This window comes from Mesorhizobium sp. CCNWLY176, from assembly GCF_037153935.1.
GTDB lineage: Bacteria > Pseudomonadota > Alphaproteobacteria > Rhizobiales > Rhizobiaceae > Mesorhizobium_M > Mesorhizobium_M zhangyense.
The window spans coordinates 36950-51628 of sequence record NZ_JBBBDZ010000021.1; the positions used below are offsets into that span (position 1 = coordinate 36950).

At 60.0% G+C, this 14679-nt stretch carries 18 protein-coding genes; 6 read left to right on the plus strand and 12 right to left on the minus strand.

The window, feature by feature from the left end:
- Positions 1–243 precede the first annotated feature (243 nt).
- Positions 244–519 carry a CtrA inhibitor SciP gene (gene sciP, locus WBQ96_RS25575; protein ID WP_006203587.1) on the plus strand — a complete coding sequence of 92 codons (276 nt, stop codon included), beginning with the start codon at positions 244–246 and terminating at the stop codon, positions 517–519.
- Positions 520–584: 65 nt separating this feature from the next.
- Here the strand turns inward: sciP and WBQ96_RS25580 are convergent, their stop codons facing one another.
- Positions 585–1508: an NADP-dependent oxidoreductase gene (locus WBQ96_RS25580; protein ID WP_336555412.1), complete on the minus strand. Its 924-nt coding sequence runs from the start codon at positions 1506–1508 to the stop codon at positions 585–587.
- Positions 1509–1601: 93 nt separating this feature from the next.
- Here WBQ96_RS25580 and WBQ96_RS25585 point away from each other — a divergent pair, with 93 nt between their 5' ends.
- Complete coding sequence (locus WBQ96_RS25585) at positions 1602–2006, plus strand: winged helix-turn-helix transcriptional regulator (RefSeq protein WP_336555414.1); 405 nt, start codon at positions 1602–1604, stop codon at positions 2004–2006.
- Positions 2007–2037: 31 nt separating this feature from the next.
- Here the strand turns inward: WBQ96_RS25585 and bla are convergent, their stop codons facing one another.
- Both bla and WBQ96_RS25595 read right to left on the minus strand, forming a co-directional pair.
- A complete protein-coding gene (gene bla / locus WBQ96_RS25590) occupies positions 2038–2919 on the minus strand; it encodes a class A beta-lactamase (protein ID WP_336555416.1) in 882 nt (293 codons plus the stop codon).
- Between the two features lie 177 nt (positions 2920–3096).
- Positions 3097–3474, minus strand: a complete 378-nt coding sequence (locus WBQ96_RS25595) for a flagellar export protein FliJ (RefSeq protein ID WP_091918304.1) — start codon at positions 3472–3474, stop codon at positions 3097–3099.
- A 452-nt stretch (positions 3475–3926) separates the two neighbouring features.
- Between WBQ96_RS25595 and ctrA the strand changes: the two genes are divergently transcribed.
- Positions 3927–4622, plus strand: a complete 696-nt coding sequence (ctrA, locus tag WBQ96_RS25600) for a response regulator transcription factor CtrA (RefSeq protein ID WP_091918305.1) — start codon at positions 3927–3929, stop codon at positions 4620–4622.
- Positions 4623–4679: 57 nt separating this feature from the next.
- On the opposite strand, the gene WBQ96_RS25605 is transcribed toward ctrA, so the two are convergent.
- Positions 4680–5045, minus strand: a complete 366-nt coding sequence (locus tag WBQ96_RS25605) for a response regulator (RefSeq protein WP_336555419.1) — start codon at positions 5043–5045, stop codon at positions 4680–4682.
- Between the two features lie 210 nt (positions 5046–5255).
- On the minus strand, positions 5256–5885 hold the full coding sequence (gene chpT, locus WBQ96_RS25610; RefSeq protein WP_091918307.1) for a histidine phosphotransferase ChpT: 630 nt from the start codon (positions 5883–5885) through the stop codon (positions 5256–5258).
- Positions 5886–6258: 373 nt separating this feature from the next.
- Here chpT and WBQ96_RS25615 point away from each other — a divergent pair, with 373 nt between their 5' ends.
- Together WBQ96_RS25615 and WBQ96_RS25620 are read left to right on the plus strand one after the other, a co-directional pair.
- Positions 6259–6795 (plus strand): DUF1134 domain-containing protein, encoded by a 537-nt coding sequence (locus WBQ96_RS25615; protein ID WP_336555464.1) that lies wholly within the window; start codon positions 6259–6261, stop codon positions 6793–6795.
- 91 nt (positions 6796–6886) lie between these two features.
- A complete protein-coding gene (locus WBQ96_RS25620; protein ID WP_336555421.1) occupies positions 6887–8041 on the plus strand; it encodes a hypothetical protein in 1155 nt (384 codons plus the stop codon).
- A gap of 6 nt (positions 8042–8047) precedes the next feature.
- On the opposite strand, the gene WBQ96_RS25625 is transcribed toward WBQ96_RS25620, so the two are convergent.
- The 6 genes from WBQ96_RS25625 to WBQ96_RS25650 all read right to left on the minus strand — a co-directional run bounded on the left by WBQ96_RS25625 (position 8048) and on the right by WBQ96_RS25650 (position 12908).
- Positions 8048–8851, minus strand: coding sequence for a TrmH family RNA methyltransferase (locus WBQ96_RS25625; protein WP_336555423.1), 804 nt, complete (start codon positions 8849–8851; stop codon positions 8048–8050).
- 154 nt (positions 8852–9005) lie between these two features.
- Entirely contained in the window at positions 9006–9356 is a 351-nt protein-coding gene (locus tag WBQ96_RS25630) for an ArsR/SmtB family transcription factor (RefSeq protein WP_336555424.1), read from the minus strand.
- 155 nt (positions 9357–9511) lie between these two features.
- The gene (locus tag WBQ96_RS25635) at positions 9512–10282 is read right to left on the minus strand and encodes a HugZ family pyridoxamine 5'-phosphate oxidase (RefSeq protein ID WP_336555425.1); all 771 of its coding nucleotides are present in this window, start codon (positions 10280–10282) and stop codon (positions 9512–9514) included.
- A gap of 35 nt (positions 10283–10317) precedes the next feature.
- Entirely contained in the window at positions 10318–11466 is a 1149-nt protein-coding gene (locus WBQ96_RS25640; RefSeq protein ID WP_336555427.1) for a CaiB/BaiF CoA transferase family protein, read from the minus strand.
- Positions 11467–11478: 12 nt separating this feature from the next.
- Entirely contained in the window at positions 11479–12240 is a 762-nt protein-coding gene (locus WBQ96_RS25645) for a 3-hydroxyacyl-CoA dehydrogenase (protein WP_336555429.1), read from the minus strand.
- Positions 12241–12362: 122 nt separating this feature from the next.
- The gene (locus tag WBQ96_RS25650) at positions 12363–12908 is read right to left on the minus strand and encodes a GNAT family N-acetyltransferase (protein ID WP_336555430.1); all 546 of its coding nucleotides are present in this window, start codon (positions 12906–12908) and stop codon (positions 12363–12365) included.
- Between the two features lie 269 nt (positions 12909–13177).
- Here WBQ96_RS25650 and WBQ96_RS25655 point away from each other — a divergent pair, with 269 nt between their 5' ends.
- A complete protein-coding gene (locus tag WBQ96_RS25655; RefSeq protein WP_336555432.1) occupies positions 13178–14167 on the plus strand; it encodes a glutathione S-transferase family protein in 990 nt (329 codons plus the stop codon).
- Here the strand turns inward: WBQ96_RS25655 and WBQ96_RS25660 are convergent, their stop codons facing one another.
- Positions 14168–14668 (minus strand): NUDIX domain-containing protein, encoded by a 501-nt coding sequence (locus tag WBQ96_RS25660; RefSeq protein WP_336555434.1) that lies wholly within the window; start codon positions 14666–14668, stop codon positions 14168–14170.
- Between the last annotated feature and the right edge of the window lie 11 nt (positions 14669–14679).

The window sequence follows — 14679 nt, forward strand, 5'->3', positions numbered from 1 at the left end:
TTCATGCCAACGACGGGAATATAGGTCAAGCCGCCACAAAGCGCCACAGTTGGCGTTTGTGCCACATGAGATGAGGTTTTTAACACTTTCACTGGCACCATGCAGCAACACCAGTGGGCCGCTTCATGGTTAACAAAAGGTTCACGAACATTACTCAAGGCTTACCATCGGTTTAGGCAATTTTTAAAGCTGTGGCGGTAATGTGGTTGTGATTGGGTCTTTAAGTTTTGTGTAGAGAGTACTATGACCGATCTGGTTAGACCGCGTGTCAAATATGTTATTGGGCCTGACGGCAGCCCGCTTACCATTGCCGATCTTCCGCCGACGAATACCCGTCGTTGGGTCATTCGCCGCAAGGCCGAAGTTGTTGCGGCCGTTCGCGGAGGACTTTTGAGCCTCGAAGAAGCATGTCAGCGCTATAAACTGACGACCGAAGAATTTCTGTCCTGGCAGGCATCGATCGACGAATATGGCCTGGCCGGACTGCGGACCACCCGTATCCAGCAATATCGACATTGATTTTCTAGGCACCAGCGAAACGGCCGAACCGCAAGTCCGGCCGTTTTCTTTGTCGATCGTATCGATCAGACCGCGAGCACCACCTTGCCCTTTGGCCGGGTGCCGAGGAATTCATGCGCCTTGCCCGCCTGTTCGAGCGGGAAGGTCTTTTCGACGTGGACGGTGAGTTTGCCCGTCTCGACGAGACGGACGAGTTCCTCAAGACCCTCACGATCGGGAACGACGGAAATACGTTCGACGCGCACGCCGAGTGCCGGCGCCTCGGCGCGCGTCTTTTCGCCGGGATCGAGCAGCGACACGAGTACGCCGCCCTTTCGCAGCGACTTGAGCGACTGTGCGGCATGGTCGCCGCCGATGGTCTCGAACACGATGTCGATGTCGCGCGCTTCCTTGGTGAAATCGGAAGCCTTGTAGTCGATGACCTCGTCGGCGCCGAACGAGCGGACGAAATCGATCTTTTCCGCGCTGGCAGTCGCCAGGACATAAGCGCCGCGCGCCTTGGCTATCTGCACCGCTAGATGACCGACGCCGCCCGCGCCTGAATGGACCAGCACGCGCTGCCCTTCCTTCAGGCCGCCGGCGCCCACCAGCCCTTGCCACGCGGTCAGGCCGGCAAGAGGCAGGGCCGCGGCGTGAATATGATCGAGCGTTTTGGGCTTGCGAACGAACTCGTCTTCCGAGATCGCAGCTTCCTCCGCATAGGCGGCTGCTTGCCTGGGAAAGCGCGACAGGCCGAATACTTCATCGCCGACCTTGAAACGGCCACCTTCGGAAGCTTCTTCGACAATGCCGGAAATATCCCAGCCGATGGTGAAGGGTGGTTCGCCAAGCAGCGGATAGAAGCCGCCGCGCACCGCGATATCGACAGGATTGATGCCGGCCGCCTTGACCTTGACGACTGCCTCGCCGTGGCCGAGGTCGGGTGAGGGGCGGTCTTCGATTTCAAGGACTTCCGGTCCGCCGGCGGTCTTCTGAGTGATAGCGCGCATGATGCAATCTCCTGTTTTTACGATCACGTCACTATCATTTGGATAGTAATTATCCATTGTCCAGTATGCACAATTTGGATATATAGGTACTCCATGTATAGCAATGATCCGGACAAGCCCTTCGGCTACGACGCATTCCGCCGCGAATGCATGTCGCATACGGTTCTTGAAATGCTGTCGAGCAAATGGGTTTATCTCGTTGTCGGCGCGCTGAGCTTCGGCCGCCGCCGTCATGGCGAGCTGGCGCGCAAGGTCGAGGGCATCACGCCAAAGATGCTGACGCAGACGTTGCGCGTGCTGGAGCGCGACGGGTTGGTGCTGCGTGAGGTTTTTCCCGTAATCCCGCCGCGGGTGGAATATGAATTGACCGAGCTTGGCCGCAATCTGGCAGGCCTGCTCAACGAGATCAGAGCGTGGTCGGAACGTCACGTTCCCGAGATCGTCGAAGCCCGCAAGCAGGCATCGTCTGATTCGGAGAGTGTCTCGGCAGCCTTGTAGATTTGCCCGCAAGGCTGCCGAGCGATGCCTGTCAGACGAGGGACGCTGCGATGCGGCCAACTTCGGCATGAACGGTGTTCTTCTCGTCCGTCGATGCCGACGATTCGGCAAAGTAGGACGAAACGATGATAGGCCCGCCCTTGGGTGGCCACAGGATGCCGACGTCGTTGGCCGAGCCATTGTCACCGGTTCCGGTCTTGTCGCCGACTTTCCAATCCTTGGGCAGGTGAGCGCGCAGGCGCTTGTCACCGGTCTTGTTGGCCAGAAGCCACGTCTTGAGCTGATCTCGCGAGGCAGGCGACAGGGCATCGCCAAGCACCAGTTTCTGCAGGTCCGCCAGCATCGCCGCGGGGCTTGTCGTGTCGCGCGGATCGCCGGTCTTTGCTTCGTTCAGCGCAGTCTCGATGCGATCGAGCCGGGTCACTTCGTCACCAAGCGACCGTGCATAGGCAGTCAGCCCGGCCGGCCCGCCGAAGCTGGCCAGCAGAAGATTGCCGGCGGTGTTGTCGCTGAGGGTGATTGCCGCTTCGCACAGTTCGGCAAGCGTCATGCCTTTCTTGCCGACATGTTTTTCGGTCTCCGGCGAGTAGGTGACGAGATCCTTTTTCTCATATGTGATGCGGCGGTCGAGTTTTTCCTCGCCCTTATCGACGCGGGCCAGGACAGCTGTCGATGCCAGGACCTTGAAGGTGCTGCACAGGGCAAAACGCTCGTCGGCGCGGTGCTCGATCCTGGTTCCAGTTGCCGTGTCGAGGATGGCGACGCCAAGCCGGCCGCCATATTTCTTCTCAAGGGCACGCAGTTGCGCTGCGGCGTCTTTTACGTCGGCCAATGCCGTCCGCGCCACCATCAGGGCAGGGGCAGCAAGAAGCGAGCCAGCCAGCATCGAGCGCCGTGTCAGCGAAATTGTCATGAAGTCGTCTCCCGATTCGAAAAGCCGCCCGTCCGGGCAGCAATCCGCCATCGAATGCGGGCGCTTTGTTGCCGCTCTGGCAGCGATAATGTGACGGAAAACGTATTTTTTGTGCCGGCCCGGACGCTGTTTCGCGTCCAGGGCGTGCCGGCGGTCGGCCAGATAGGACCGGCTGTCTCAGCCGATCATGGCGCTGCGGTTGTCGCTTTCGATCTCGCGGCTCTTGCTGTCGCGTGATTCGAGCATTTCGGCTTTGGAAAGCTCCGCTTCAGCTTCGCCGAGTAATGATTCGGCTGCGGCTCGCTGTTGAAGCAGGTCGGATTGCGAATTTTTGAGGTTGTCGCGGCGCAGGCGGGCAGCCTTGGCGAAGGTCGGGTAGGCAAAATGATTGATATCGGTAATGCCGGCCTTCTTTTCCTCGGCGTTGATCTGGAACTCCAGTTCTCCGGCCATGCGATCGAATTCGGCAATCATCATGTCGAGCTGCAGCAGCTGGCGGCGTTTCTCATTCACCTGAAACTGCTTCAGCCGAACCAGGTTTTCACGTGATTTCATGATTCGATACTCCAATTCACGCACACTCTCCCATCAAACCGCCCCCTTGCAGCCCGAAAAGGCCCGACCAACAGACGCGTCCACGGTTTCCCGGCAAAAAAGGAAACAAATCCCTAAAATTTTCGCCGCCGGTAACCATTCGTTTACGGGCATTGTTAATCATAAGGGGCAGGACTTAAGGGGCGGTAAAAATTTGGCTGCGAAGCCTAACGACCACAACAAGAGTCAAAAGAATCACTTGGCGCCGATTGTTAACGTGGCTTGTTAATAAATGGATCGGGGATTCTTCATTAGATTCAAGAGGGTGTATCCAGGGGTTAAAAATTCTGTTACTGCTTGCCAAGCGGAATTAGGATTTGTTAACCATTCGATGGCAGCCTGCGACCTAGGCAATCACTGCTCCGGTACCGGATGGCTCACGATGCGGTCCGGCGGCAGAAAAGGGGAATGAAATGCGCGTTCTGCTGATTGAAGACGACAGTGCGACAGCACAAAGCATCGAGCTGATGCTGAAATCGGAGAGTTTCAACGTCTATACGACGGATCTCGGTGAAGAGGGCGTCGATCTCGGCAAGCTCTACGACTACGATATCATTCTCCTCGACCTCAACCTGCCGGACATGTCCGGCTATGAAGTCTTGAGGACGCTGCGGCTGTCCAAGGTAAAGACGCCGATCCTCATTCTCTCCGGCATGGCCGGCATCGAGGACAAGGTTCGCGGGCTCGGCTTCGGCGCCGACGACTATATGACCAAGCCGTTCCACAAGGACGAGCTCGTCGCCCGCATCCACGCCATCGTGCGCCGTTCGAAGGGCCACGCCCAGTCGGTCATCCTCACCGGCGACCTGGTGGTCAATCTCGACGCCAAGACCGTGGAAGTCGGCGGCCAGCGCGTGCATCTGACCGGCAAGGAATACCAGATGCTTGAGCTGCTCTCGCTGCGCAAGGGCACCACGCTGACCAAGGAAATGTTCCTCAACCACCTCTATGGCGGCATGGACGAACCGGAACTGAAGATCATCGACGTCTTCATCTGCAAGCTGCGCAAGAAGCTCGATACCGCGTCCGGCGGCCAGAACTTCATCGAAACGGTCTGGGGCCGCGGCTATGTGCTGCGCGAACCCGAGGAAATCCGCGAAAGCGCCTGAGTTTCGGCAAACGATTGAAAAGGCCCGGCTTTTGCCGGGTTTTTTCGTTTTGGGGGTTCAGGCAGCCCGCAGGTCGCGGAAGCGCGACAGCAATTGCGACCGGTTGAAGGGCTTCAGCAGATAATCGTGGGCGCCGGCGCGCTTGGCACGCATGATCGCGCCGATGTCGAACTCGACCAGGCATATCGCGATCCTCGGCTTGACCGGGCTGTCGATGGCGCGAATTCGGCGGATCACGTCGGCGCTCGCCATGTCGGGAAGTGCTCCGTCTACGACGATGATGTCGGGCATGTCGGCTGCGCACATTTCGAGGGCTTCAGAACCAGTGGCGGCCTCGATCACAAGCATGTCGTGGCCGCTCAGGATGCGCTTGGCGACCTTCCTGATGACACTCGAATCGTCGATGAACATGCAGCGTTTCATGAGCCCGTCTCTCTTTGCATCCCCCGCGCGAGCCAGAGAACCGGACCGTGCGGCTGCAAGTTAGCCCGGTGATGTAAAAAAGCTGAAAATCCGTTGGGTAAAGTTTTCGTAAAAATAGTGGCTTAGGCCCCGCGGCCAAGCGTTTCGGGGATACGCGTTCAGCGCATGATCCCCGAAATGGAGCAGTGCGAAACCTGCTTCTGCCGGAAACTAAGCGGCGGTGAAGACTATCTCGTCCGAAGTAGCGTGGATGGAGATCGTCATGCCTGCCTCGCGCGCCAGCAGCAATGTGTAATAGGGCTGGACGGCGTGGGCGTCGATTGCCTCTTCCGGCTGGTGGCCGGAATGAAGCTCGAGGAATTTCGGCGGCACGCGCAGCATCGGCCCGCTTGCAGAGAGCGTGAATTTCGGCTCGGTTTCGACATCGTCGAGCGTCACGGCGATCTTGCCACCACGCGGGATCGCGGCGTTGGCCACCAGAACCAGGTTGAGCAGCAGCTTGACCTTGTTCTTCGGCAGCAGTGCGCGTCGCCCAGTCCAGGTCAACTCCGGCTTCTCGTTTTTCAGGAAGGCAGTCGCCACGGCTTCTGCATCGCCGGTGTCGATCAGCATTCCGGCCGAGCCTGCCGCGCCAAAGGCGATGCGGGCGAATTGCAGCCGCGCCGAGGCATTGCGGGCGCTGGCGCGAATGAGGTTCATGGCGTCTTCGTCGGCGCCGCCTTCATCAAGCAGTTCCAGCCCGTTGTTGATTGCGCCGACGGGCGAGATGATGTCATGGCACACGCGGCTGCACAGCAGGGCAGCGAGATCTGGTGCGGACAGCGCGAAGAGATCGGACATTGAACGGTATCCCTAACATCAATTAACGAATCAGTGCGAAGCAGTTCTACCGCGCCAGCCCGAACGAATCACGTCTGGCTCTCAGGCCGCGATCATACAGGCATCGTCCGGCCAGCGAAAAGTTCCAGCATTTTCGTCTTTAAAATCAGCGTTTGCACGGCCACCAACGCTGTCGCCAGCCTTCGAACCGCCATCTTCATGTGAAAGCTTAATGGTTGAAAAAGGATTACGGCATAATTTGCGGGTGAGTGACCCTGAAAGCGGCCAACAAAGAGCCGCGACAGGCAGTAGGCGTCGGCGAGTGTGCTCCCGGACGGAGATTGGAAGCATGTTTTCCCGACTATACAACCGGAATCTGTTCCGGCTGATCGCAATGATGTTCGCCGTTTCGAGCATCGTGGCTTTTTCTTCATCGGCCTTGCGGGCTCAGGAATATTCCGCTCAGGAAATCGTGGACTCCGGCCATCGCTTCTTTGGCGCCACATCCGGTGGGCTGGCGACCGTGATCGAGAAGATATTCTCGTCCTACGGCCTGCCGAACGGCTATATCCTTGGCGAGGAAGGTTCCGGCGCGCTGATCGGCGGGCTCACCTATGGTGAAGGCTCGCTCTACACGAAGAACGCCGGCGACCATAAAGTGTTCTGGCAGGGTCCGTCGCTGGGCTGGGATTTCGGCGGCGAAGGCTCGCGCACCATGATGCTGGTTTACAATCTCGATGACGTTTCCAACCTCTACAACCGCTTTGGCGGTGTCGCAGGTTCCGCCTATGTCGTTGCGGGCGTCGGCTTCAACGTCATGAAGAACGGCAACATGCTGCTGGTGCCGGTGCGAACCGGTGTCGGTGCCCGGCTCGGCATCAATATGGGATATCTGAAGCTGACACAGCAGGCGACGTGGAACCCGTTTTAAGCATACGGACCACCATTGCGTTGCCCCGAACACCGCCCTGTGGCAGATAGGCCAGGGGCGGGCGGAGCCCACCGGCAACGGATAGTGTAATGTGATCCAGTCCATCCTGTTCTTTGTGCTTGGCTTCCTGTGTGCCGGCTTCATTGCCGTGCTGATCACACCGGTTGCCTGGCGGCGGGCTGTCAACCTGACGCGCAAGCGCATCGAAGGCTCGATGCCGCTGACGCCAAGCGAAATCCAGGCCGAGAAGGATCGCATCCGCGCCGAAGCGGCGATGTCGATTCGCCGGTTGGAAATGAAGGCCGAAAGCCTGCAGGCAAAGAATGCGTCGCAGCTCGTCGATGTCGGCCGCGCCCAGGAACAGGTCAAAAAGCTTGCCGCCGAGCGCGATGCGAAGGTCAAGGCGCATGATGCGCTGGCGGTGAGGGTGGGTGCCTTGACTGCCGATCTCACCAAGCGCGACGAGGAATTGAAGCGCCTCGGCGAAAGGCTTGCCGAGATTGAAGGCTCCAGCACGATGAGTGCCGAGGAACTGGAAAAGCTTGGCCGCATGTATGATGAGGCGAGTTTTTCGTCGAGCAGCCGCCAGATCGAACTGGTGGCGCGGGAAAGCGAGCTTGAGAGGCTCACCAGCGAGTTGTCGAAGCTGAAGGCGCAGCGCAAGGAAGCTGACGTGCAGGCCAAGGCCATGGCTCTTGAAACCAGGACAGCGCGCGAAGGCCTGACGGTGGAAAAGAAGCGGACGAGCGACCTGGCCAGGAAGGTGGAGACGCTGACAGCCACGCTTGCCGACCGCGACGACAGGCTGGAACGGCGTGAGCGTGAACTGGCGCGGCTGCGTGATGCGTCGAAGGGCAATGAGCCCGCCGGCACAGCTTCGCAAGCATCGGCATTGGCCTATGCGGACGCGGATGACGATATCGACAGAAGACTGGCGAAATTGTCAGCCGACCGCGAGCGCCTGGAAGAGCGGCTGACCGCGCTGGCGCGCGAGAACAAGCGGCTGAAGTCGGAAAATTCGGCTCCCGTTTCGCAGGAGAACACCGGCGACGATGACGAAAACGCCAGGCTGCGTGAGCAGATGAACGAACTGGCGGCCCATGTGGTCAATCTGGCGGCGAAGCTGGATGGTCCCGATTCGCCGATTGCCAAGGCACTGGCGGCCGAGACAGGCGAGGGTGCAGGCTTAACGGTCAGCCTTGCCGATCGCGTGCGGGCACTGCAGACGGCGACGTCTGCGGACTGAGCAACCCTAAACGCGATGGTCGGTGAAGTGATGCAAGGTGATTGCAGACGCAGCCGCCACGTTCAGGCTGTCGAAGCCGCCGGTCATGGCGATCTTCACCGTTTTCAGCCGCCGCATCAGCTTTTCCGGCAGGCCTTCGCCTTCGGTGCCGAACCACAAAGCGAGCCGCTGTGGCCGCGCCATGTCGCGGCAGTCGACCGTGCCCTGCGGCGACAGGGCGATCTGCTCGAAGCCGTGTTTTCCGAGGGTGTCGACAAGACTACCGGTTTCGCTTGCGACGGCGAAGGGTACTTTGAGTGCTGCGCCGACGGAGACCCTTATCGCCTTGCGATAGAGCGGGTCGCAGCAGGTTTCGTCGAGCAGGATGGCATCCGCGCCAAAGGCTGCAGCATTGCGGAAGATCGCGCCAATGTTGTCGTGATTGGCGATGCCGACCAGGACGACCACCAATGCACGTTCCGGCAGGGTTTCCAGAATCGTCTCGATCGTTTCGGGCGGGCGCTTGCGGCCTATCGCCAGCACGCCGCGATGCATGTGGAAGCCGGCGATGCCGTCCAGAACATCGCTGGAGGCAACGTAGACCGGCACATCGGCCGGCGCGGATTTCAGCGTTTCGGTCATGCCCGCAAGCCGGTTTTCAAGCAACAGCACCGATTCCGCCTCGAAACGCCGCGCTGAAAACAGGACGTTGAGAACGACCTTGCCTTCGGCGACAAAGCGCCCCTGCCGGCCGGCCAGATCGCGCTCGCGAATATCCATGTAAGGCGCGACGCGAGGATCGGCGGGATCGTCAATGCGTATCGGGTCCATCGGGCTCGGTCGGTCTGTTAGAGCATCGGACCAAAACGAAATCCGGCTTTCGAAATATTCCGACGCTCATTCAAGGTGTTGGATCGTTCTTATGCGTCCGCATGGACGCAACGCCATCCAGCTCGACTTCTTAAAGAGCGCCAACCGCTGCCGGTCAAGACTTCTGAGCGAGGACCGGGCTCTGAGCGTAGGATTTCTCGTAGACCTCGTCTGCGCCGTTGAAGATCCCATCAAGCGTGCCGATCAATTGCCGCACCGCGGCGGAATTGCATGAATAGTAGATCATCTGCCGGTCGCGCCGCGTCTCGACTATGTCGATGCTGCGCAATTTCGCCAGATGCTGCGAGAGTGCGGACTGGCTGAGCGAAACCTTCTCGGCAATCGCACCGACCGACATTTCACCTTCCAGCAGATGGCTGATGATGACGAGACGCTTTTCATTGCCCAAGAGACTGAGCAGCGTGGCTGCAGCTCCTGCATTATCGATAAGCGGATTGGCGGTCATACCTTCCCCCACGGTAACTTTTCCCTCGACGTCATGGGGGCAATAACGTCGAGAAACGCGCGTCGGTTTCACCTGAATCCGACAATTTCTAAAAAAGCAAAGCCTAAAAGCAATTTTGCTAATTCGAGGCCCTGCTGCTTCCTTAAAGACCAGAGCTAGCGCCGTATGTGATCTGCTTCACGTCCGCTCTTGGCCATTTCAACAAGCATCTTTCTCAATTCGCCGGCTTCCGTCAACTTACGCGGGAAGAAAACGCGTCGAATTTGGTCGCCTGTTGCAATATCCATACCATCGGCGTCAAAGCCCGTGACGATCCAGCCGTCGCCATCGGCCTTTGCATAGTGGCGGGCATAGACTGCGATCGCGTCGAGATGGTCGGAATTCATGTGGTCGAGCGCCGACTGCTCGCTGTCGGCAAGCGCTTCAAGCGCGGGGCTGTTGGTCAAGAGATCGGCCGGCGTCAGATTGTAAGCCTTGCCGAAACCTGCATTCAGGCTGGCACCATCGATCTCCAGCCGGAAAAACGAGAAATCACCCAAACCGACATAGAGTTCTGCCTTGGGATTGCGATTCAGATAGCGGCGTTGCGCCCGGGCGTGGGCGGGTGTGCCGCGTTCCAGTTGCCTTGCCCGGCAATAAAGCGAAATGCGCGGGTGGGCGAGCGGATCGCCCTTGCCGGCCTGGCCGAGCAGCAGCGAGCAGCGTGGATCGGCGATAAGCGCTCGGGTGTGGGCGGCAAGCAACGAAACAAGAATCAGCGGCGTTCCATCGACGTCGGTGGCGGTGCCGACACGGCTTGCCAGCGGCGCGCCGGTTTCGGGATCGAGGGTGGCGATAGCACCATGGCGCGCCGTCCGGATCAGCGTCTTGGCGAGTGTGATCGCCTCGGCATCCGTTTCGCGAATGACATCCTTTTTCGTTTCCACCCCATCCTCACAAAATCATGAATGCTGATATCCACTTATTTGCCGACAACGCCTTCCTTGGCAAGCGTCTCGATCTCGGTGCCTGGAATACCGAAACGGGAGAGGATCGTCGCGGGCGTGCTTTCGACAGGCATCGCGGCCTGCGTGCCGCTGCGCGAAAAACGCGGTGCCGGGCCCGGCCGCAGCAATGCGCCGGCCGCGACATGCGCCTGACGTGCGTGGTTGTGCGGATGGCGAGGTGCTTCCTTGAGCGAAAGAACAGGTGCCACGCAGGCATCCGTGTCCTTGAACAAGGCGCTCCATTCATCGCGGTTTTTCATTCGCACGCGATCTGCGATCGCTTCACGCATCTCATCCCACAGCGACTTGTCATATTGCGCTTCGGCGAAGCGCTGGTCGAGCGGGAGGAGCCGGCAGAACTCGGCGAAGAATTGCGGCTCGAGGCAGGCAACCGCGATGTGTTTGCCGTTGGCGGTTTCGTAGGTGTCGTAGAAAGGCGCGCCGGAATCAAGCAGGTTTTCGCCACGGCGATCCTGCCACAGGCCGGCGGCCATGAAGCCGAAGAACGGCGTCGCCAGCATGGATGCGCCATCGACCATGGCGGCGTCCACAACCTGGCCCTTGCCGGATTTGAAGCGTTCGAAGAGTGCCGCCAGGATACCCGTGATCAAGAACATCGTGCCGCCGCCATAGTCGGCGACGAGGTTGAGCGGCGGCACCGGCCTGCCGCCCTTCTGCCCGATGGCATGGAGTATGCCGGTATAAGCGAGATAGGTGAGGTCGTGGCCGGCGCGCTGGGCCATGGGTCCCGTCTGGCCGAAGCCGGTCATGCGGCCATAGATCAGGCCGGGATTGCGGGTGCAGGCGATCTTAGGCCCCAGCCCCAGCTTTTCCATGACGCCGGGGCGGAAACCCTCGATCAGCGCGTCGGCCTTTTCGACAAGGCGCAGCACCAGTTCCACGCCTTGGGCCTGCTTGAGATCGACGCGGAGGATTTCGCGGCCGTGCCGGTCGAGGTCATATTCGGGCGGCAGTGACAGGAATGCCCGGTCCGTGCGCAGGCGTTCGACGCGGATGACGTCCGCACCCATCTCCGACAGGATGAGGCCGGCCAGCGGTACCGGACCAAGCCCGGCCATCTCGACGACGGTCAGGCCTGAAAGCGGTCCCGGCTTCGTGGTCATGGATTGCCGGCTCTATTTCGGCGCCATGCGTATCGCGCCGTCGAGGCGGATCGTTTCGCCGTTGAGCATCTGGTTTTCGACGATATGAAGGGCAAGGGCGGCATATTCCGAAGGCTCGCCGAGGCGCGAGGGGAAGGGCACCGCGGCACCGAGCGAATCCTGCACCTCCTGCGGCATGCCTGCCATCATCGGCGTCTTGAAGATGCCGGGCGCGATCGTCATCACGCGGATACCGGAACGGGCGAGGTCACGCGCTACCGGCAAGGTCATGCCGACAATGCCGCTCTTGGAGGACGAATAGGCGGCCTGTCCCATCTGCCCGTCGTAGGCGGCGACGGAAGCCGTGCTGATGATGACGCCGCGCTCGCCGCCTTCCAGCGCATCGAGCTTGGCGGCGCGGTCGGCGAAAAGGCGGATCATGTTGAAGGTGCCGATCAGATTGACCTCGATCACCTTGCGGTAGAGGTCGAGCGGGTGAGGGCCGTCCTTGCCGACAGTCTTCATGCCGATGGCGATGCCAGCGCAGTTTACGAGGATGCGCGGCTCGCCCAGTTTCGCGGCTATCTCGGCTATGGCTGCCTCAGCGCTTTCGGCATTGCTGACATCGCATTCGGCAGCGTAGCCACCGATATCGCCCGCAACCCTTTGTGCGCGTTCGACGCTGATATCCAGAACCCCGACCTTTGCACCGCGCGCTGCAAGTGCGCGCGCCGTGGCTTCGCCCAGGCCGGAACTGCCGCCTGTGACAAGTGCTATCTGGCCATTGGGGTTCATCGGTGAATTTCCTCCCGGATTCAAAGCAAATAAATTTCAGCCCGAAGCGGGCTCATGCTTCGGGCGGTCATGTCAACGACAAATCGTTCCGGAGGGTTTCTACCGCCCGGAAAACGTCAGTGTCATGCTACGGAGGCTTGCTCGGCCACGCAATCGATTTGGAGCCCCGCCAGGTCGGCGTGGCAAACCTCGCCCGTCAGCGTCGCGACAGCGCCGGGCTGGATTTCGACTGCGAGAATCCGGTCGAGATCGACCGGGCGCGGCATCGATATTTGCCCGCGCGGAATGCGTTTGAAGCCGAGCGGGCCGTAATAGGGTTCGTCGCCGACCAGAACGACGGAGGGCGCGCCGGCCTTCTTCGCGGCGTCCACTGACATCGCTACAAGTTTGCGGCCGATGCCCATGTTTTTGAAGGCAGGGCGCACCGCAAGCGGTCCGAGCAGCAAGGCGCGGCCTTCTCCGGCGGCAATCCAGGTCATCCGTACCGACGCAATCACCGCGCCGTCATAGGTCGCGACGAAGGACATTTTGCGTTCGTGGGGGCCACCTTCACGGATCTTGTAGGCGGCGCGCGCAAAGCGGCCCGGGCCAAAGGCCTCTTCATTGATCGCGTCGATTTCGAAATCATGCGCCGGCAGTTCCGGCAGGTAGGTCACGGCAAGAGTCATGGTCTTTGCATCCGGTCGAGGAGACTATCCGCAGCGCATGGCAGCGGTCGGGAATCAGCGCTTGTTTAAGCGCGGGCGCCCATTCGTCGTCGGTCGAACCGAATATGTGCAAAGTGTGTTGCCATTGAGGTGACCCGCTACCATCAAATTTCGACCCCGTCCACCGGAATTCTTCAATGAAACGATCGCGTTGACGAACTGTTCAGACAACAAGGGTTTCTGCCTGCCACCTCGGTCCCTACATTGGGCTTCACAAAAGGAGCATCGCCATGGGACTGCTGGTCGACGGAAAATGGGTGGATCGCTGGTACGACACCAAGGATTCCGGCGGGCACTTCGTGCGTCAGCAATCGGGCTGGCGTGACTGGATCACGGCCGACGGCAAGCCTGCTGCGGGCCGGACACGCGGCTTCGAGGCCGAGCCGGGCCGCTACCACCTCTATGTCTCGCTCGCCTGTCCCTGGGCGCATCGCACGCTGATATTCCGTGCCTTGAAGAAGCTCGACGATGTGATTTCTATTTCGGTCGTGCACCATTTCATGGGGGAAAATGGCTGGACGTTCCAGACTGACGATGGCGCCACCGGCGACACGCTCTATGGCCTCGACTTCCTGCACCAGATCTACACAAAGGCCGATCCTTCCTATTCGGGCCGGGTGACGGTGCCGGTTCTCTGGGACAAAAAAGAGCAGACGATTGTCTCGAATGAGTCATCCGAAATCATCCGGATGCTGAATTCGGCCTTTGACGAATGGGGCGATGCATCGGTCGACCTTTACCCGCAGGCGCTGCGCGGTGAGATCGATGCGATCAACGATCTCGTCTATCCGGCGATCAACAACGGTGTTTATAGGGCTGGCTTCGCGACGACGCAGGAGGCCTATGAGGAGGCGTTCAAGGAACTCTTCGCCGCGCTCGACACGCTGGAGGATCGCCTGTCACGCCAGCGCTATCTTGTCGGCGACCGGCTGACCGAGGCAGACTGGCGGCTGTTCACGACGCTGGTGCGTTTCGATCCCGTCTATGTCGGGCACTTCAAGTGCAATCTGAGGCGGATTGCCGACTATCCGAACCTGTCGAACTACCTTCGCGATCTCTATCAGGTGCCGGGCGTGGCGCAGACCGTCAACATGCGGCATATCAAGGCGCATTATTACGGCAGCCATGCCACGATCAATCCGACGCGGATAATTCCCGTCGGGCCGGAGATCGACCATTTCGCGGCGCATGACCGCGACCGATTCAGGAAGGCTGCCTGATTACCAGTAAGGCGACACTTCCGCCCCATCCAGAACCTCGGCGATGCGTCGCAGCGTTGCCGGGGTTGTCTCAGGGGGCAGGGCATCGCGCTTGAAGAAACCGGCCTCGGCGATTTCGTAATCGGGCTGTTTTGGCGCCGTCTGCCGATAGCTTTCGACAAGATACATGGCGACATGGTCGCGCCGACTTGCCTGGCGGTTGAAATGCAGGGATTTCAACACCGCCGGCGCGGTGATCTCTATGTTGCCTTCCTCGACCAGTTCGCGCGCCAGCGCGTCGGCCATGATCTCGCTTGTTTCCACCCCGCCGCCCGGCAACTGCCAGCCCGGAACATAGGTGTGGCGAATCAGAAAGACGGCATTTTCCTCCCGGTCATAGACCAGTCCGCGCACGCCAAGCGTCATCGGGCGGCGTAGCAGGAAATAGAAATGAAAGATGCTGGAGCGCAGGCGTGCCCATGCACTCTTGCCCTGTTGCGCTTCGCGCTCGCTGATTGTCATCCTGCGGCAAC